Here is a 20,991-nt window from a genome sequence, read left to right as displayed (position 1 = left end):
ATTAAAGGTCAATGACAGAAGAAAATACGGTAATAGTCCCTATTAATTAAAAATAAATTATTTCAGACGCTAAAGCTTTCCCTCAGTCTGCTAAATGGCCTTAACAACCGTGTACTATTTTTTCTAAGGGAGGATACATTAGCAATCAAAAAGCCCCAACTTTTGATGTTGAGGCTTTATCAGAAAGGTTGGCAGGACGTCTTGCACCGAAGGGGTAAAATTGTCATTAAAACGAGCAAAAAAAAAGCGGGATCTTTCGATACCCGCTCAATAAAGCATTTTAAACTAGTTTTTACCGTTATTTTTAGCCCACCATAAGCGTTTTCCCCAGTTATAATCCACAGTCCCTTGCGCAGCTGCTGTAACGTTATCCGTATTATATAGGTATTCATTATTCGGATAAGGCAGGCGAAATGGTTGGTCTGTATGTGGAGTTGCTGAATTTTGAATTTTTGAAGGATAATTGGTGCTAGGAATTCCCGTCCTTCTATACAAACTCCAGGCTTCAAAATTTTCTTTAAATAAAGCGACCCACATATCCCAATAGATACGATCCTTCGACCCATCAAATTTTCCCGCTCCGGCTAAATAAGCATTCACAGCTGGTTCAGCAACTTCGTTATCTTCCATAGATAGCCTAACTGCTGTTTCATAGGCTGCTTTAGCTGTAATTCCAACATTATAACCTAATAATGCGGCTTCAGCCAACATATAATAAGTTTCACAGGCTTTATAAAAAGGTACTGCCCCAGCAGGGTTATTGATATAATGGAGTCCAATCCATGAAATTGACGTTGAAGGGGAAGGATTAGTCAACGAACCATTAACAAACCCAACATATTTACCGGCATTATTTTTCTGAGCGATCGACTCAATCCGAGGGTCGTTCGTTTCCGTTAAATGATTGATAAAAATATCAAACATTCCCCAATTGTTGATGCGTTTACCGTAAATGCCAGACTCATACCAAGGTTCCATATAAGGCAGATTTCCAGGGAAAAACATTTGACAACTTTCCGCATTGGTCTCAATTAATGGATATTTTGTCTTATTTCCAGCAATTTCCTCAATTGTAGATTTAGCTAATGCCGGAGCAACGGAAGAAATGCGTATTGCCATCCGCAAGCGTAGCGAATTACAAAACTTCTGCCACCTTAACATTTGTGTTTTTACATCCGGACTACCACTATTAGCCTCTCCATAGATGACGTCATAGTTACCAACATCATCCGTTCCAATACCAGCCGCCAATTCATCAGCAATTGATTTGAGATCCGCTAAAACTGCGGGAAAAACATCCTCCTGTTTATCATATTTGGCTTTCAATACCGAACCATCTTCTGGCCGTCCTTTAAATGCCTCTGAATATGGAATATCACCCCAGCCGTCCAATAAATAAGACCACATGTAGTTATTCCAAATTCTTGCTATAGCCCTTGTATTTTTATACCCTTCAGCATTGGCTTCTGTCTTTTTAAGCAGGTCTTTCATTTGGGTGATATTATAGTAGCAAGCAGCCCAACGATTGCCATAGGTATTATTTGTCGGAATCAATCCACTCAGGTTATCCGGATATTGAATTTTAACAATATATCCAGCAAATGTACCATAACCATCAACGTCACCGCCAAACTGGTCTCCGGCATTTCGCATCACGTTGACCAACATATTTTGTGGTGGAACGTCATTTAAAGCATCCGGATCGGTATTAATTTTCTCAAAATTTTTGGTACAACCTGTCACCAAAAGAACGGCTAACAAAGGCGTATATTTAAATTTTTTAATGAAAGTATTCATAATCATAATTTTTTGGGGTTCTATATCTTAAACTTTATGTATTAATTAAAATGTAAAACCAAGTTTAAGACCTATACTTCTTGAGTTTGGAACTGTCGCTTGCTCAAATCCTACACCTCTAGAATCGCTAGATACACCTCCTGCTTCGGGATCTAACCGCATCGTATTTGATTTATGCACCCAAAGCAAGGCTAAGTTGGTACCCGTTACAGAAATATTAGCCCGCTTAATCCCTTTTATTTTACTATATAAATGTTTTGGTAAATTATACGAAATATAGGCCTCTCTTAATTTCAGGAAAGAACCATCAAAAACATACATTTCGGCAATCCCGCCATTTTCGTACCAGTCCTGCGCTGACGTTTCTATGGTATTTGCAACCCAGCCTCCTTTTCCGTCCGACATTGCAAATCGTTCATTCTTCATCACGTCCCGACCTGCTACAATTGCCCTTTCACGAATGCCATCCGCAGCAGTGATTTCAGCTATACCCGTCGCATAACCATGGGACATCGTTTGTGACCAAATATCTCCCCCCTTACGAAAATCGAGCATAAAGCCAAATCTAAAATCTTTAAAGGTGAAGTCATTACGCATCGAAGCCAAGAAGTCCGGCACAGCATTACCAATCACTTGACCATCAAGCGGTGTAGAAACCAGACCGTTAGAACCCACTTTAATAGCACCTTTCATCGGTCCATCTTTTACACGATCGTAACCGGGGCCAACCAAGCTTCCCCAAGGGCGCCCCACAGAAGCCATATTGGAGATCCCCCAAGTCCAACCCTGTCTGTAATCTTTCAAGCCCAATTCAGGATAAAGTTCAACAACCTTGTTATTATCTTTTGAGAAGTTGACAGTTGTTGTCCAATTCAATCCGTCTTCACGTTTCAGGATATCACCGCGTAATTGAACTTCAATACCCTTGCTTCGAATTTCTCCCGCATTTAAGAAGATACTACTAAACCCAACCACATTGGAGGTCGTCACTGGAAGCAATTGTTTTTTATTTATTTTTTGATAATAGGTAAGGTCTAAATGAAGACGGTCTTTGAATAATCCAAGCTCAGTACCGATTTCATAAGAAGTGATAGCTTCAGGTTCCAGGCCTTCGATCGCATAGACCATACTCTTGTACATTTGCGCTAGGTTATTATAAGCATCTGTTTGTGCATAATAATAGTTTCCATTTTGATAAGGTTGTGTAGCGTTACCTACTTTCACCAAATTAAATCGCATTTTCCAAAAATTCAAATAATCACTTTTCAGACCTTCAAATGAAGCTGTCGGAATCCAGCTTAAACTTGCCGAAGGATAGAAAAAGGATTTCCGTAGTGTCGATGACCAGTCATTCCGTGCTGTCAGATCCAAATATAATTGATCTTTCCAGCCCAAATTTGCCTGAGCGTAAACCGAATTGGATCGGCCTTTCGAATGATCCATAAACGTGTAGGCATCTCCTATTTTATTCGCAATCGTATAAACGCCTAATACATTTAATCCTTTGGCCCCTAGTGTACTTGTTTCATATTGATAATCGCGGTAGTTAGCACCCAAAATACCTGTCAAACTCAAATCCCCAAATTGTTTATTGAAATTCGCGATAAAATCTGCATTAAAATCGGAATTGCTATTTTTTATGTCATTGAACTTACCATCTTGGTTATCAAAGTTAAAATAAGTCGTCTCAAACATATGTGTGTTATAGTAATCCAATCCTACACGTCCCTCAAATTTCAAAAAATCAAAAGGTTGATAATATAAGGATGTCTTACCGAAAACACGGTTCATCTTCATCGCATTACGGGATTCATGCATCGTATAAAAAGGATTCATATGATAAGCGGAATTCCAATTGTAATAGGTATATTTCCCTTGCGCATCTTTTTGATCCCAATTATTTTTCAAGTCTTGCATATCCACCTGGCGACCAAACCAGATCAGGCCGTTCATTGGATTTGCTGCATCATATCCCTGCGTGACCAAGTTGTTACTTTCTGTACGCGTAAAGTTACTCATAATGTCATAAGACACTTTATCGCTAACCTTATATTCATTGTTCAGCTGGGCAGTATATTTTTTCTGATCTGTATTAGGTACTGTTCCCTTTTGATCCCTAAAGGAAATAGATGCACGTGTAGAAGATCGATCTGATTTGGAAAGCAATGAAACATTATGGTTTTGGGAAAAACCTGTCTGGAAGAACTCTCTAACATTGTTTTTATGTGAATTCCATGCTGTTGCCTGGCGTACACCATTCACAACCGGACTGTTAAACTGTGGTATCAACAAACCAATGTCCATGCGAGGCCCCCAAGATTCATCGATATTATCATTAACACCAATGTTTCCTGTGCCATCAACGTAACTGAATGAATTCTGCGTTACATAATCCTGATAAGATAGATTTCCACCAAATTTCTTAAAACTGTATTCATCCCCCCGTGATCCTTGACCATATAAATTTTGGTACTTCGGTAAATTGGCGGCTCTGTCGATGGAAAAATTACCATCGTATGAAATCTGGACTCCGTTTTCGGCCCGTTTTCCAGATTTTGTGGTAATCATAATAACGCCTGTACCAGCACGCATACCGTATAGTGCTGCTGCCCCACCTTTCAGTACGTTGATGCTTTCGATATCATCTGGATTAATGTCGTTTAGACCCGAGCCGTAATCCACCCCAGTATAGGTATTATCTCCGGAACGCTGAGAGTTATTTGTAATAGGAATACCATCCACTACGATAAGCGGTTGCTGGTTTGCCTGTAACGACGTGTTTCCGCGGATCGAAATACGCGCTGAAGATCCGATCGCTCCACCAAATTGGTTTATTTGGACACCTGCAACTTTACCCGCCAATGCTCCTGTTAGACTATGTTGTCCGGCATCTGTCAATTCCTTGGCTTTAACCTCCTGCATGGCATAACCCAACGATTTCTTCTCTCTTGTGATACCTAATGCGGTAACCACCACTTCGTCTAAATTCTCCGCTGAAGATTCTAATGTAATGCTTAAATTCGTTTGATTATTCAGTTGAAACTGCTTGGATTTATAACCAACTGCAGTGACATTTAAAACTCCTCCACCTGTATATGTTAATGAAAATCCACCATCAATTCCTGTCTGCGTGCCGGCACCGCCTCGAATGGTTACCGATACCCCTGGTATTGGTTTGCCATCCTGATCCAACACTTTACCTTTAAGTGCTGTTTGGGCATAAAGCGCAGAACATACTAGTATATTGGATGCTAGTATTGCAATACTTCTTTTGTTCATAAGCTAGTCTCTGTTAGTTAGTTTAAAATGCTTTTATAAAATCTAAATTATGCAAATGTTAAAACAGAGCACGCTATGATATTGACCAATATTACCCATATTTTAACATCACATGTTAAAATATTACAAGTCTAACACAGCTAAATTTAAATCATTGACCTTCCACAAATAAACCGCGAGCATTTTTCAAATAAAAAGATTAACGCTAAAAAACAAACCCTTGCCAAAATACTAGCAAGGGTTTTCGCTTCAGTAAAACAGTAAAAATAACTTACTTTTCAATAAATTTTTGTCCATGAAAGACGCGTTTTGCCTGTCCCCGTGACACCTCGATTTGATCTTTCCATTTTTGTACTTTGGTCGCGTTTAACTTGGCCTGCCCTAAATCCCGAAGACGTGCAGCCAAGCGCAGCATTGCGATCTCCTTATTCTGCAATTGGGATCTCGTATCCATCACCTGAACACTCCCCCCTGTCGGTGCATGCGTAGCTCTGACGCCAGAACTTACTTTATTGACATGCTGCCCACCTGCGCCGCTACTCCGCATTGTTTGGAAATATACATCCTTCAAATCCAACAGCCTTTCCTTTTCCCCAGGATGGTACATTTTAACGTCGACAAACCAATTCTTCCGTTTGTGTAAAGGACGAAAGGGGCTTTTACACACCCAACAGATTGTACCAACCCAATGATCAATCAATTGTTCCATATCTCTTCCGCTCAATCTGACGATTAACGAACAAGGAAGTCCATCAACGTCTTCTCTTTCTATTTCCGTGACTTCTACACCAACTTTACGGCTTTCAACAGCGAGTCTATCGAATACTAGCCGGACAGCCATATTACATTCCTTAGGACCTCGTCCCGAAGAAACCTGTAAATACCTTTCTTCCATCACCTTTATTTGTCCATGCGTACAATCTTCGGACTAAACGTTCCGAGAACATTCACCAGTTCCTCCTGCAATTTCATCACCCGATGAATATCTTTATAAGCACGTGGCGACTCATCCAACGCGCCCCCGATCAACTCCACACCACATGCTTCCAGATCTTTCAACATGGCGCTTTTTGTTAAATTATTTTTGCAGGCAGATCTCGACATAACCCGCCCCGCTCCATGGGATGCCGACTGTAAACTTAAGGGGTTTCCCCTCCCTTCCACAATGAACCCCGGTGCTGTCATCGAGCCGGGAATCACCCCCAATACACCCTTTCCAGCAGGAGTTGCTCCCTTCCGATGAACGATATATTCCTCACCATTCACGAATTCCTTCCATGCGAAATTATGATGATTTTCGATCGTTACCACTGGGTTACATCCAAGTGCTTTAGCCAAACGTCGGTGGATATCCGTATGACAGGCCTGGGCATAGTCCCCTGCCAAATTCATTGCCATCCAATATTCTTGTCCTTCTTGGGTTGATAAATCCAACCAGGCCAAATGCTGCACATGACGAGGTAATGGACACAGTTGGGCAGCCAGACTCGTATAGTGTTTAGCGATATGTGCTCCCAGGCCGCGAGAACCACTATGGGATAAAATCCCCAAATACTGCCCGGGATCCATCCCCCATTCGTTCCGCACGGTATGAAGCTCAACAATGCCCATTTCGACAAAATGATTTCCGCTGCCAGAAGTCCCGAATTGCCTATAAGCTTTCTCCAACAGGGATTTTAACAGCGGGATTTCCTGAAATTCCGCCCTACTGAAAATGATGTGATCAGACTTCTCACGATGCGTGTCGGTTAAACCAAATTTGGTATTTTCCTTCAATATATTTCTCAGTTGAAATTCTCGTCCTTTAAAATAACTGCCAGGTAAGTCGAATATCGACAGGCTCATCCGGCAACCGATATCCACCCCGACACCATAGGGTATAACGGCATTTTCTGTAGCCAGGACCCCACCGATGGGAAGCCCATAACCTGTATGCGCATCTGGCATCAATGCACCTTGCCTTGAAATAGGCAATTGCAATGCATCGTACAATTGTCTTTTCGCCTGCTCATCAATTTCATTTGCTCCAAATATGTTAAATGGAGCTCTATGCGCGCTCAGCTCCCGGACACGTATTTCTATGGGCTGCACCAGTCCTTCAGAAAGCTTTCCCCATATTTTATGCTCCATAAATCGCTTCGGAGCTTCTAAAAGCTCAGCAAGTTCAAGAAGAATGGTTTCTTTATTTTCTTTCTTTCGATACCTTGTGATCAGTCCCAAAGCTGTGTTAACTATATTATTTTGTGGAAAACCTATTTTTATTAGATCTTTTCCAGATAATTTACTTCCCATTTTTTGTAAAAAACATACATAATTAGCCACCAATTCCATCGTAGAAATCGGCAGCATTTTTGAAAAAATTTCGGGAATATTCTTTTAGAGATAACGAATCTATTAAACAAATGCTCTTCATTATGCACAGTTAATTCGTGCGAAAGAGCGGATTATAAACAGCTTTTCAGAAAGCCATATGCCCCTAAAGTGTCTAAGTTGTATGAATAGAAACGAAAATCAGGAAAAATAAAAAGCCCGAATGAACTTCGGCTTTTTCATCTGTATTAATTGGTTTTCCAAAAGAAGTGAAGCGATCCGATTATTCATTCCAGCGGATTGAACAAACACGATGTGCTCCAATTTTGAAGAATGTCTTAACTATGACAAAAAGCACGAAGATTGCTTTCAGCAAATCCATTTGCCTTAAAAGCTTGCGGTGTTATAATCTTGGCGACCAACATATCTCTTCGTGTTTAATTGTTATAATACTATTCTTGACAGCAAAGATAAATAAGTTTTATTTAAACTTTTCATATTTGCAAAAATTTAATTTGGGTTAAATGGAAGTGGATCCTTTAGCACAAATTTAAAGTCGCGTGTATTCCCGCCTCTGGTTACGCGGAAACGCATTTCCTTTCCCTCTTCTGATTTAAAAAGATTGTGGATCGACTCCAGGGAAAATGAAGATGCAGGTCTACCATTGATCCTTATAACCTTATCTCCCGGCATTAGTCCTGCGATTGCCGCAGGCGAACCATCACGAACCGTCGCAATTTTATACATATTCCGTAGTACAAAGCGATACTGCACACTGTTGCCCATTCTTACCTCTGTACCGCCATCTGTTTGCAGAACCACGGGTATTTCTTCTTTTTCGTATTTAATGCCATCGTGGATAATTTCTAAGCCACTCATATTCAAATAATAAAAGCGATCAAAATCTTTATTCTTATGAAGGTATATGGATTTGTTGGGGTAATCGAATACGACCTTAAATCGGCGTAACAACTCATTCCCAATGGAACCTACCCTTTCGCTCACAAATGTTGCATGCTGTAACGAACTCAATTCGGGATAGGCTACGAGGGGATAATCCATTGTAAACGGCCCAAGTTCGAGCGATCGGATTCGATTTCTTTTTCCATAAATCTCACCGTTAAATCCTTGCCCTATGTAGTCATCAATAAATGGAGGCTTAATATCAAAATTATTTAGCTTGGAAGGAATAAGCATTAAGGCATCGCTATTTCCCATGTCGATCAATACACGACCATCAATAGCCACATCGCCCTGTTTAAAAGCAACCGAAGTATAGGGGCGACTGTTTAAAATATCCAAGGGCAAACGCTGCATCTTCTCAAGCCCCTTAGGCTTGTTCGCTCTAGGATATAAGGTGATGCGATGTTTTTGAAAATCCATTTCGATCATTTGGTTTTCAAAAAAAACGACTACCCATAATTCCATTCACTTCCACGCCGATCCGGGTAGAAATATCAATATGAGCGTTTTGAAGAATATAGATCGGTTGATCCGAATCTTCATATACGCCTGCAATATTCACGTGATTGCTGATGGATAAATAGCCATCCAAACCCTCTTCCCGACCCAAGCCCTGAAACTTATTAACAAAAACAGCGCTATCAATTGACTTTAATGTTTCCCCAAATATCATGGTTTCTTTAACACCTGTATCCAACAGGAAGTTCATCATATACCCGTTTACTTGCACAGGTATAATGACTAGGTTATGAACAAAAAGAAAAGGAATTTTGACATTCTTTTTCCCGTTCAAGACAAACCCCACTTGTCCCTGCGTCATGAAAAAACACAACAGTGCCAGCGATAAAAAAACTGTTTTCATCCAAGTTTATATTTGGTATTTCCAATTTAAACAAGAAAATTCAGATTAAAGAAAGTTTATAAAAAAAAACCCGTCTTAATGCCAATTCAACGGTAGGCAATTTATCTTTCTTATCTACAAGTCTGGTTGAGGATTACACCTACGTTACCGTTTCTTTGCTCTTTTATTGCTCTTTTATTGGCATTTTATCGTTAAAACACCAAAGAAAGACCAGAGAAAGACCAAAGAAATACCAGAGAAACACCAAGGAAACACCAGAGAAATAGCGAACGAATACCCAGGAAGGTCTAATGAAAGTCCCTGTAATAAGCGAAGAAACACCAAAGAACAAGCTATAGCTATTGTAGCAAATTCGGATCAAAGAGCGATCAGATTAGCTCTTTAGACACTGCTTGTTCAGTGCTTGTTCAGTGCTCGTTCAGTACTTGCTCAGTGACAACTGAATAAGTAATGACTAATCACTGTCTAAAAACTGCTTAAAAACTGGTATTAGGTATACGTTGGTATTAGGATATATCCGTTATATTGTCTATCTTGATAAGTTATTATCGGGGTATTGTCGAAATCATCAGGTCAGAAAAACATAGGTGTATAAAAAAAGCCTCTTTACGATACGTAAAGAGGCTTTCAGTACCCGGAGCCGGAGTCGAACCGGCACGGTTTCCCACTGGTGTTTGAGACCAGCGCGTCTACCAATTCCGCCATCCGGGCATATCCGTTTGGGATGATGCAAAAGTAGGTTTTTTATTGAAAAGGAGAAAACTTTTTGAATAAATTTTCAATCAAAACCAATATAGGACTGAGATTCAGTCAAATAATTTTTCATTAGTTACTCAAAAAACTTGCTTTAACTGTGATATTAGCTGTTTTTTTTCTTGATGCTGTATTAAATGCACCACCTGAAGAGTATTCTTCGTTGTCGTTTTGTCCCGTTATCTGAAAAATTCCCAGATCGGCCTTTACCAGATTACCCAATCCGGCATTCGATTCCTTTGCGATATTCTCTGCACGTTGATGTGCATTTTTTGAAGCCTGTGAAATAAGTTCCAGCTTTAGATCCTCTAGCTTGGAGTAATAATAGTTAGGGGTACTGGAGCTAAGTTCTATCCCCTTGGAAATTAATGTCGATATTTCTCTTGAAGCATTGTCAACTTTATTTAAGTCTTTTGATTCGACACTGACGGCCTGCGATAAGGTATAACCGGAAAAAGTATTATAACCATTGCCTTTTCCATCGGTATGATATTCAAAGTCTTTGGCAATATTAACAGCCTCGAAACGGATCTCGTCAGCCTTAACCCCTGTTGTACTAAAAAGTCCCGCACCAAATCTCTATCGGTAGCCAATTGTGCTGAAGCAGCACTCAATTCATAATTCTTTCGGCTAAAAGTAGCACTCCATTTGACTAAATCGGATTCAAAATCTTTTTTGGCATTACCATTAACAGTGATTGTCTGCGTCGATTTAAACTTATAGCGATTAAGCTGTACCCAATATCCAGGTGCCGAGCAAGAGCACAACGCCCATTATAATCGAAATAATAACAGCGGATGATGATTTCATAACCAGTTTTTTATGTTTACGTAACAATGAATATACCAAAAAATCGATGTTTATTTATTTTTTATGAATAAATTGCGACAAAAAGGTTTAAAAATATGAATAAGAAAAGTATCTGTATTCCATTTTGTTTTCTGGCTGCATTCGCTGCCCATGCGCAAAAGAAACCATTGGATCATACGGTATATGATAGTTGGCAAAGCGTATCATCACCCTATATCAGTAAATCGGGAAAATTTATCCTATTCCAGGTCGTTCCACAAGAAGGCGACAATCAGCTTTTTCTCAAAACCAAAGAGAACAAAGAAATCATTCAAATTCCCCGTGGGTATAATGGAAAACTAACAGATACCGAAAATCATCTGTTAAGTTTGGTCAAAGCGCCATTTGCCTTAACCCGCGAAGCCAAGATCAAAAAGAAGAAAGCCGAAGATCTCCCAAAAGATTCATTGGCAATCTACAATGTAACAACGTCATCCCTTGTCAAATTTGCGCAGGTAAAATCCTATAAAATTGCTGATCAAAACAACAATTTCGTCTCTTTTCTTTTCGACAAGGAAATAAATGAAAAACCTGATTCAAAAATGGCTACTGATGCCACACAAGCAAAGAAAGGCAGCGATAAAAAGAAAAAAACAGTGGCAACGCTTGCTTTATATGATCTAAATTCTGGTGATTCGGTGCAATTCTCATCTGTCGATCAATACGAATGGAATAAAAATGGATGAAAAATCGTTTTTTCAAAAAAAACAGATTCAAAAGATAGCCTATCAAAAGAATCTGGAGTCTACCTTTACGAAATAGCAACTAAAAAGCTTAAAAAGATATCAAATGGAAAAGGTAATTATAAAAATTTCAAATTTGATGAATCAGGTAATCAGCTCGCTTACCTGGGGGATCTCTCCAATGAAAAGGCATTACTAAAAAATTACAATCTATATTATTATGCCAATGGTATAGATACAGCCCAATACCTCGCAACAAAAACAAGCAATGGTATACCTAAAGACTGGGCCGTTAGTGGGGATGGCGATATCCGTTTCAGCAAAAATGGGGAGAAGCTATTTTTCGGCATAGCACCAATACCACGTGTCAGAGACACCACTTTGGTTGATTTTGAGCATGCTAAAGTGGACGTTTGGAACTGGCAAGACGACTATTTACAGCCCATGCAGTTGGTCAATTTAAAGAAAGATCTTGCAAGAAATTTCTTAGCGGTTACTTACCCCAAATATAATCGCAACATTATTCCCCTTACGGACCAAACATTTAACTCCACCGCACTTACACCGGACGGAAATGAAGAATATATCTTAGCTCGCACTGATTTTGGCAAGCGCATCGCAAGTCAATGGGAAGGCAGTACACGAGACGACATTTATCTGGTTTCAACCAAAACAGGAAATAAAGAGTTAATCCTTTCAAACTTTTCAGGAAATGCAATCTTAAGTCCTGACGCAAAATACATCGTATATTTCGACCAAGATAAAGGTTCCTGGAATTCCTATCAGGTTAGTTCAAAGAAAAAGACGGTGCTAAATGACGGTATACCAGCGTCCTTTGCCGACGAGGAAAATGATATGCCTACTGCCGCGCAAGGATATGGCATGGCAGCATGGAGTCCGGACTTTAAAGGGATTTACGTCAATTCGAGGTATGATATCTGGTATTTTAACTTGGACGGTTCCAACAAATCCATCTTGACCAACGGCTATGGAGCTGCATCGCAGACAACTTTCCGCTACTTACCGCTAAAAAGAGAAGAGGACCGCGAACAAGCCACAACACTCGACTATAAAAAGGGTGGTTTTCTAACTTCCTTTGACAATAAAACCAAAGAATCTGGTTTCTACCAGTTCAAGGGGCAGCATAATGATCCTAAAAGTCTTTTGGTGGAGGCAAAAACGTTCAGGAATATCAGCTCTTCAGCGGATCAACAAACGATACTGTACAGTAAAGAGGATTATATGAATTCGCCTAATATCTACACCAATACCATAAAGTTCAAAGACGAATTACAACTATCCAATATTAATCAGCAACAGGCTAATTACAACTGGGGGACAGCGGAGTTAGTCCATTGGACAACGCCCGAAGGAAATCAGGCTGAGGGAATTCTTTATAAACCAGAAAATTTTGATCCTGCAAAAAAATATCCCATTATAGCTTACTTCTATGAAAAGCTTTCAGATGGATTATATACGTATCAACCCCCTGCTCCTACGCCATCGCGTTTGAACATCCCCTATTTTGTAAGTAACGAGTACCTGGTATTTGCGCCAAATATAAGCTACAAAACAGGTCATCCGGGTAAATCAGCTGAAGAATACATCAATTCTGGGATGAGATACCTCGCTCAGAATGCATGGGTTGATAGCACAAAGATGGGAATACAGGGCCAAAGTTGGGGCGGTTATCAAGTTGCTCACCTCATTACGCGGACCAATATGTACGCTGCAGCATGGACTGGTGCTCCTGTCGTCAACATGACATCTGCCTATGGCGGAATACGCTGGCAAAGTGGTATGTCCCGCCAGTTCCAATACGAACATACACAAAGCCGCATCGGAAAAACCCTGTGGGAAGCTCCAGAACTATATATCGAAAATTCACCTTTATTCCATTTGGATAAAGTTAAAACTCCTGTTGTCATTATGGCTAATGACAACGACGGGGCCGTGCCATGGTATCAAGGTATTGAAATGTTTACTGCGTTACGCCGATTAAACAAACCTGTATGGATGCTGAATTATAATGGTGATGAACATAACCTCATACTTCGACAAAACCGTAAGGATATACAAATTCGCGAACAGCAATTCTTCGATCATTTCCTAAAAGGTGCCCCCGCTCCTGCTTGGATGAAGAAAGGAGTACCTGCTACCGAAAAAGGAATAGACTGGGGATTCGAATTATAACACAAAACAATAAAAAAGGTGTGATTTATATAAATCACACCTTTTTTATTAGCCAAAAACCATAATTTTTGAATTATTTCACAAAAAAACATCAAAAAAAATTTCAGTTTTCAATAAAAACACAATATTTTTGAAAAACAAAATCAACAAAACTGTAATTTAACTACAAAATACAAATGTCGAACCTAAGATTCAAAGCAGTAGAAGCAGCAGGCTCACGCCAAATTGCTTCATTTGAAAAAGTTGAAACTAAAAAAGCAACTGACATTTACGGAAAGAATGTTTTTTCCGTAAACAAAATGAAAGACTACCTTCCTAAAAATTCATACAAGGAGTTAGTTGCATCCATTGAAGAGGGACAGATTATTTCAAGAGATTTGGCTGAACACATTTCACAGGCCATGAAAACTTGGGCACTTAACCACGGCGTTTCTCACTACACACACTGGTTTCAACCTTTAACGGGTTCGACTGCTGAAAAACATGATGCTTTTTTTGAGCCAGACGAAAACGGTGAAGCCATTGAAAAATTTACTGCTGACGCATTAGTTCAACAAGAGCCCGATGCATCTTCTTTCCCAAATGGTGGTATCCGTAATACATTCGAAGCTAGAGGATATACAGCTTGGGATCCATCTTCTCCTGCATTCATTTACGAAACAGGTGCTGGTAAAACATTATGTATTCCAACAGTTTTTGTTTCCTATACGGGTGAATCATTAGACTATAAAGCTCCTTTATTGAAAGCCATCAACGCAGTAGATAAAGCGGCAACGGATGTTGCTCAATATTTTGACAAATCGGTCACTAAAGTAAACGCTTCTCTAGGTATTGAACAAGAGTATTTCTTGGTTGACCTTTCCTTATATAATGCTCGTCCAGATCTTCAGTTAACGGGCCGTACGTTATTTGGCCACATGTCGGCCAAAGGCCAACAATTGGAAGACCACTATTTTGGTGCGATTCCAGAGCGCGTATTAGCGTACATGGTGGACTTGGAAAACGAAGCGCTAAAATTAGGTATTCCTTTAAAGACTCGTCACAACGAAGTTGCACCTTCTCAATTTGAATGTGCTCCAATGTACGAAGAAATCAACTTGGCCATCGATCACAACCAATTGTTGATGAATGTCATGGAACAAGTTGCTTTAAGACACAACTTCAAAGTATTGTTGCATGAAAAACCATACTCTGGTGTCAACGGATCTGGTAAACACAACAACTGGTCTTTAATCACAAATACTGGTGTAAATTTATTATCTCCTGGAAAAACACCTAAAAACAATTTGATGTTCTTGACTTTCTTCGTCAATACCATCAAAGCTGTTTATGAATACGCTGATTTGATGCGCGCTTCTATCGCTAGTGCAAGCAACGATCACCGTCTGGGTGCAAATGAGGCTCCACCAGCAATTATTTCAATTTTCTTAGGCTCTCAATTGGATGAGCTTTTGGAAGAAGTTGAATCTGCTCGTGTTGCTAAAAAAGTAAAAGCAGAGGCAAACTTATGGCATGGTATTCCTAAAGTTCCTGAATTAAAACTGGACAATACAGACCGGAACCGTACTTCACCATTTGCCTTTACAGGTAACAAGTTTGAATTCCGCGCTGTTGGTTCTTCTGCAAACTCCGCTTTACCGATGACCGTGTTGAATGCGATCGTTGCAGCGCAATTGATCGAGTTCAAAACAGAAGTAGATAAACAAATCAAAAAAGGCACGAAAAAAGATCTTGCGATCTTAAATGTTGTCCGCAAATACATCAAAGATTCAAAAGCTATCCGCTTTGAAGGCAATGGATACAGCGAAGAATGGGAAAAAGAGGCCGAAGCACGTGGTCTTTCTAACATCAAATCGACACCTAAAGCATTAGATGTTTATGTAAAAGAAGAATCTTTAGCGCTGTTTGAATCACTAGGTATTTATACCAAACGTGAATCAGAAGCTCGCCACGAAATTTTGCTTGAAAACTTCTATAAAAAATTACAAATTGAGGCGCGTGTCATCGAAGAGATGGTTAACAACCAAATCGCCCCGGCATGTTTCATTTATCAAAATGAATTGATTGAAAACGTCAAAGGATTAAAAGACCTGGGTCTGGCACAAGCAGCATTCAGCTCTCAATTGAACTTTGTAGAACGTATTTCAACACACGTAAATACCATCTTGGAGCAAGCTGAAGCAATGCGTCAAGAACGTAAAAAAGCAAACCAAATTGATGATGTACGTGAGAGATCAATCGCTTACGATGAATTGGTTAAACCATATTTCGATGTGATCCGTTATCATGTCAACAAATTGGAGAAAATTGTTGATGACAAAAAATGGCCTCTTCCAAAATTGAGAGAGATCTTATTTTTAAGTTAAGATAACTTCCCAATAAAACAAAAAGAGCCGGCGATATTGCTGGCTCTTTTTGTTTTAGGGGAACGTTCGTCATCTCTTGCTCCTTATCTCCTCTCACAACAATAGCTCCTATTTTTTTAATCGATTATCTTCGTCATTATTCCCTCCCTTTTTATTGGCTGACTTAATATTCATATTACCAAAACGATAAGAAACAGACAATCGGATAACCCGACTATCATATGCATTTCGTATACGATAGTATCCATTTTCCTGATAACTCGACAATCTGCGCTGGCCTCTTGTATTCAAGACATCATTTATACCCAACTTGACATTCAATTTTTTGTCAAGAAATGTTTTACCTGCACCTAGATCAATGCCATAGTAAGACTGAAAACTAAATACGCCATATACTGCTGGCGAGAAATAATTGCCCGTCAGCTCCAGGTTTGTTGTTTCCCCAATTCGGATATCATGATTGGAACTTACCTGGAACGATAACTTTTCCAATTGGCGTTGTGCTCCGGAGTGTTCATCAAAACTAAACTTATTATAAAAAGCGCTGGCATTGTTAGAAATACTCCACCATTTAAAAAGCTTAACGGGTATATTGACATTCATGTTGTAATAATCAAAATAAGCCAGATTTCGATCGGTCTGTGCAATAGCTTTGGTCTCTGAATTACTTTCTATCACCTGAGTGATTGCATCGTTGGTCCTCTTGTAGCCCAAACTCAGTAAATAGCGATCTTTAAAGGTATAATTTACTTCATACGAATTGGTATATTGTGGATTTAAATAAGGGTTGCCATACTGATACGTGTATTGATCCAAATAATACACAAAGGGATTCAATGACCCATAATCAGGGCGGTCAATACGTCTGCTATAACTCGCACCAAGCTTGTGATTATCATTAATTTGTTGCTGTACAAATATTGATGGAAAAAAATCGGTATAGGTACGTTTTGTTTGTTGCCCAAGCGTCACTGAGTTTCCTAGGGAGCTCGTATTTTCAACACGCAGTCCAGTTTGTACCGAAAACTTTCCGAACGATTTATTTAAACTGAAATAAGCTGCTGCTATATTTTCATTGTACAAAAAATGATTACTTTGACCATTATTTTGCACAAACTCGCCTTGCTGATCCTGATCTTCGTACAACAAATTATTATCTGTTTTTACGCGGCTATATTTTAACCCCGCCTCGAGTTTCGTCGTTTTATTAAAAGGATGCACAAAATCGGTTTTAAAAACTAATATTTTTGCCTTAGAAAGCATATCATTCCGGAAAATATGCGGTGATTTAAATTCTTCCCAGTTTGCGTCCAAAAAATGGTTTCCAACAGTGCTATTGTCATTATTTTTCGAATATGAATAATCCCCATTAAACGTCAATTCAGTCCCTAAGGTATCAAATGTCTTTTTGTAATTCAGATTATAAGTGAGGTAATGGTATTTAAAATCTGACAAATTACTTCCTAATACTACCGAATCAAGCTTTCCTTTTGAGAAGCGATCAGATTGCTTCCCTCCCGTGTTGAATGACCATTGCTTACATTACCATTAACCACAAATCCAATGACCTCCTGTTTCCCCAGGTTAAAATCTGCCGCAAATTTGAAATTATGACCTCGATAGCGGAATTTCGAATAAGAATCCGAATTGAAAAAAGTCGTCCCGCTTTTGGTATCTACAGCCCTATCGATATCTAAATCATTAAAGCCTAAGGCAGTTGCATAGTTATAGGAAGAAAATAAGTTCACCCAATTGTTACGATGGTTTATGAGAAAGCCACCATCAGCCTTTGTATATTTACCCTGCCCTAAATTGAGGTTTAAACTAACATTACTTCCAAATTGCGTATTCCTCTTCGTCTTAATATTAATAATTCCTGCATTCCTTGCCGCATCATATTTTGCAGGTGGATTGGTGAGTACTTCGATCGAGGCTATTGCATTTGAAGCTGTATTTTCCAATAAGCGCGACACTTCATCTGCAGAAAGATAAGTAGGCTTACCATCAATCATGATGATCACATTACTTTTTCCACGAAGGTTGATCTTTTTGTTGTCTAAAGTTACCCCCGGGACCTTTTGCAAGAGTTCCAATGCGTTATTTCCGGTTGCCAAAATACTGTTCTCGACATTGAGCACAACTTTATCAAGGTGACTTTCAATTAATGGCTTCTTGCCAATTACCTGCGCCTCATCCAGCACTTTACTTTCCAGCTGTAATCGAATCGTATCCAGCACCTTGAAATCACCCGCACGCAGCATTATTTCCCCAGAACGATAAGTACCATAACCCACCGTGGACACCTGTAAGCTGTACTTCCCCTCGGGTATCGCAAACAACACAATTTCTCCATTTTCGTTGGATAAGGTTCCTTTTAACAAGACATCATTGGGTTTACGAAACAGTGAAATATTTGCGGCAGCAATGGGCTTGTTGTCCTGCCCAACAACGACAGTACGTAATTTCCCCCCGTCAGACTGTGCTGAAACGGGTCCGGCATTAGAACACAGGAATAAAACAATAGAAAATAAGAGCAATTTAATTTTTTGTGGTTTCATAATGTAATTTCTTTGGGCTATCGATCGGATAGTCAACTTCATAATAATGACAACAAACCTCGTGTATTCATTACACGTTGACTAGCAGAAATAGACAGGTAGTGCGATTCACTCGGTAGACAACCAAATAATATCGGTAAACCCTATCCTTCGCTGATCGCTTTTACAGCGGATAGGATCATGCGAGCTAATTTTGAATCTTCTGAAAGATATCGTAGGAAAATGACATCGAATCAAAATAAAAATTCAAAAAACAAATAAAATTCAAAACAAATAAATTGTATACAAAAAATATTAAGCATAATATTTGTATTTTTGCATCGAAAATTAGTAAACTGATTCATGAGCACTGTATCATTGAAGAAAAGACTCTACCGTATTTATATCCTTATGATACGATTTATGCATGGCGAGCATGCTGGAGACGCATTACGTAATGTTGCCGTCAGTATTTTGCCAAGTTTGGCGATCTATTTATTGGGAGCGCAAGCGAGCACGGCTATCGGAATCGGTGTCGGATCGTTGTTAACTACACTCACCGATCCTCCTGGCAACAGAAAAGATAAACTTTCTTCAGCTCTGGTATGTATTCCCACCTTCTTTATTGCATCATTGTTTACAGCTATTGTATTTCCCTATCATTTGCCCTTGGTTATCGTGCTAGCGTCAGCCGGTTTTATATGCACCTTATACGGCATTTTTGGAGCCCGCTATGCTGCAATTGGAAACATGACATTGATTCTCATGAGTTTTGTGATCGGAATGGCCCCACAACACCCCTTTGCGGTTAGCTTACAGATTACAACAGGGTCCATAATATATTACTTTTTTAGCCTTTTACAAGCCTATATACAACCTTATCGCTCTTTAAAACATGCCATGGCTAATGGCTTTCATGGATTGTCCCAATTTCTATTGATACGATCACAGTCTTACGATCCCGATATTCCTTTGAATATTACGTACAGTCGCGTAGGAAAAATTCATGGCCAGATCAGCGAACAGCAGGAACAAATCAGGTCTCTTCTGTTTCGAGAAAAAAAAATCATAAGCCAACAGTGGCATAAAAGCAATTATTGGCTCAGTCAGGTTTATGGATTAATTGACCTCCATGAGTTAATTATTGCGCTTGATCATGACTACGATGCAATTCGCAAAAATCTTGCAGACACGGGCAGCCTCCCCTTAATTCGTCACACAATCAAATTATTAGCGTTAGAAATCGATAGCTTTTCACAACCCAACAAGAGGTTCCGGTATGCACATCAATTATACCATAATAACTTTAAAATTAATGCCCTCTTACGGGATTTAAAAGAAATTCAAGAACAACAGGCCGATCCAGCAAAAGGTATATTATGTTCGATCATAAGCAACATCGAAGCAATTATTGATGTACTCAACAGAATCCAGGTCGCTTTTTATCAAAATCAGGAAATTCAGGATAAGATTGACACCAGCGAGTACCAACAATTTATCAGTCGACCATTACGTAATCTCGCTGATCTAAAAAGTAAACTCCATCTGAATAATCCGCTTTTTCGATTTGCGGTTCGGATGGCTCTTCTTTTTGGAACAGGTGCATTGATCGGTATTTTATTTTTGGATTTTAAATATACCTATTGGATCTTACTGACGATCGCTATTGTTGCCAGCCAGCATTTTCAAATGACAAAAAACCCCGTAATATAGAACGTATTGTCGGTACATTCTCGGGTATTATAGTTGGTGTTCTGCTTAATTTCTATTCATTTTCTTCCAGCACTCCTAACCATAGCTGCATTGGGTCTTTTTGGATTCTTTTTGTTCAACCGATCTAATTATATGGTCAGTGTCATCTTCATTACCTTGGGAATTGTAATTGCGCTCAATCTGTTCGAAGGCAACATCAATCTCATTTTAGGCAGCCGAATACTTTTCACACTGATTGGAGCATTCTTGGCTATAGCGGGTTATTTCTTGATACCTGTACGCCAGAGCACAGGCATGGTTCAGCTGGCAAAAGAGGTATCCCTTTACAACGCGCATTATTTCCAGATCATCAATAACCGTCTGTCGGACGAACGACAAAGTTCGTTTGATATACGACTGGCTCGTAAAAAGGCGCAGACCGCTATGGCCCTGTTTTCAGACGCCATCAATCAAATGAAAAAAGAACCCGAGCACAAATGGATGGATTGGTCACATATTCACCATTTTCAGGCACTCGCATATCAGTCAATTCCCATTTGGTGGGCCTTTCGCTATCGTTAAGCAAAAAGACGAATCGCCACCTCGCCTATGATATCCATAGTAGAATCGATGCGCTTAAACCTCTTCTAACAGATTTAAATCAAACTGCAGAACGGATCAATTTAAAGAAATCATAATACCCGATT

General features: G+C 39.5%; 13 protein-coding genes, 1 tRNA gene and 1 pseudogene. 5 read left to right on the top strand and 10 right to left on the bottom strand.

The window, feature by feature from the left end:
• Positions 1–285 precede the first annotated feature (285 nt).
• The 8 genes and pseudogenes from DTA23_RS23930 to DTA23_RS23890 form a co-directional block, all read right to left on the bottom strand.
• Positions 286–1,797, bottom strand: a complete 1,512-nt coding sequence (locus DTA23_RS23930) for a SusD/RagB family nutrient-binding outer membrane lipoprotein (RefSeq protein WP_070565667.1) — start codon at positions 1,795–1,797, stop codon at positions 286–288.
• A 45-nt stretch (positions 1,798–1,842) separates the two neighbouring features.
• Complete coding sequence (locus DTA23_RS23925; protein ID WP_070565349.1) at positions 1,843–5,076, bottom strand: SusC/RagA family TonB-linked outer membrane protein; 3,234 nt, start codon at positions 5,074–5,076, stop codon at positions 1,843–1,845.
• 271 nt (positions 5,077–5,347) lie between these two features.
• Positions 5,348–5,971 carry a peptide chain release factor H gene (gene prfH, locus DTA23_RS23920; RefSeq protein WP_112376228.1) on the bottom strand — a complete coding sequence of 208 codons (624 nt, stop codon included), beginning with the start codon at positions 5,969–5,971 and terminating at the stop codon, positions 5,348–5,350.
• 5 nt (positions 5,972–5,976) lie between these two features.
• Complete coding sequence (locus DTA23_RS23915; RefSeq protein WP_112376586.1) at positions 5,977–7,368, bottom strand: RtcB family protein; 1,392 nt, start codon at positions 7,366–7,368, stop codon at positions 5,977–5,979.
• 528 nt (positions 7,369–7,896) lie between these two features.
• Positions 7,897–8,769: a PDZ domain-containing protein gene (locus tag DTA23_RS23910; RefSeq protein WP_172462503.1), complete on the bottom strand. Its 873-nt coding sequence runs from the start codon at positions 8,767–8,769 to the stop codon at positions 7,897–7,899.
• 16 nt (positions 8,770–8,785) lie between these two features.
• Positions 8,786–9,211, bottom strand: a complete 426-nt coding sequence (locus DTA23_RS23905) for an aspartyl protease family protein (RefSeq protein ID WP_112376226.1) — start codon at positions 9,209–9,211, stop codon at positions 8,786–8,788.
• 631 nt (positions 9,212–9,842) lie between these two features.
• Positions 9,843–9,922, bottom strand: a tRNA-Leu gene (locus DTA23_RS23895).
• 114 nt (positions 9,923–10,036) lie between these two features.
• Positions 10,037–10,504: pseudogene (locus tag DTA23_RS23890) on the bottom strand (SIMPL domain-containing protein); the annotation flags it as partial.
• 365 nt (positions 10,505–10,869) lie between these two features.
• Here DTA23_RS23890 and DTA23_RS29840 point away from each other — a divergent pair.
• From DTA23_RS29840 to DTA23_RS23880, 3 genes are all read left to right on the top strand, one after another.
• Positions 10,870–11,499, top strand: coding sequence for a hypothetical protein (locus DTA23_RS29840; RefSeq protein ID WP_239468846.1), 630 nt, complete (start codon positions 10,870–10,872; stop codon positions 11,497–11,499).
• Between the two features lie 378 nt (positions 11,500–11,877).
• Positions 11,878–13,689: a S9 family peptidase gene (locus tag DTA23_RS29835; protein WP_239468845.1), complete on the top strand. Its 1,812-nt coding sequence runs from the start codon at positions 11,878–11,880 to the stop codon at positions 13,687–13,689.
• Positions 13,690–13,865: 176 nt separating this feature from the next.
• The gene (locus DTA23_RS23880) at positions 13,866–16,055 is read left to right on the top strand and encodes a glutamine synthetase III family protein (RefSeq protein ID WP_070565356.1); all 2,190 of its coding nucleotides are present in this window, start codon (positions 13,866–13,868) and stop codon (positions 16,053–16,055) included.
• 108 nt (positions 16,056–16,163) lie between these two features.
• Here DTA23_RS23880 and DTA23_RS23875 read toward each other — a convergent pair whose 3' ends face one another.
• Together DTA23_RS23875 and DTA23_RS23870 are read right to left on the bottom strand one after the other, a co-directional pair.
• On the bottom strand, positions 16,164–17,510 hold the full coding sequence (locus tag DTA23_RS23875; protein ID WP_112376224.1) for an outer membrane beta-barrel family protein: 1,347 nt from the start codon (positions 17,508–17,510) through the stop codon (positions 16,164–16,166).
• A gap of 14 nt (positions 17,511–17,524) precedes the next feature.
• Positions 17,525–18,613: a TonB-dependent receptor gene (locus tag DTA23_RS23870; RefSeq protein ID WP_172462502.1), complete on the bottom strand. Its 1,089-nt coding sequence runs from the start codon at positions 18,611–18,613 to the stop codon at positions 17,525–17,527.
• A 342-nt stretch (positions 18,614–18,955) separates the two neighbouring features.
• Between DTA23_RS23870 and DTA23_RS23865 the strand changes: the two genes are divergently transcribed.
• Both DTA23_RS23865 and DTA23_RS23860 read left to right on the top strand, forming a co-directional pair.
• Positions 18,956–20,305, top strand: a complete 1,350-nt coding sequence (locus tag DTA23_RS23865; RefSeq protein WP_112376222.1) for an FUSC family membrane protein — start codon at positions 18,956–18,958, stop codon at positions 20,303–20,305.
• A 36-nt stretch (positions 20,306–20,341) separates the two neighbouring features.
• Positions 20,342–20,866 (top strand): FUSC family protein, encoded by a 525-nt coding sequence (locus tag DTA23_RS23860; RefSeq protein ID WP_370445167.1) that lies wholly within the window; start codon positions 20,342–20,344, stop codon positions 20,864–20,866.
• Positions 20,867–20,991: the final 125 nt, after the last annotated feature.

This window comes from Sphingobacterium multivorum, from assembly GCF_900457465.1.
GTDB lineage: Bacteria > Bacteroidota > Bacteroidia > Sphingobacteriales > Sphingobacteriaceae > Sphingobacterium > Sphingobacterium multivorum.
The sequence above is the reverse complement of the archived record's forward strand: the minus strand, read 5'-3'. Positions and strand labels throughout refer to the sequence as shown.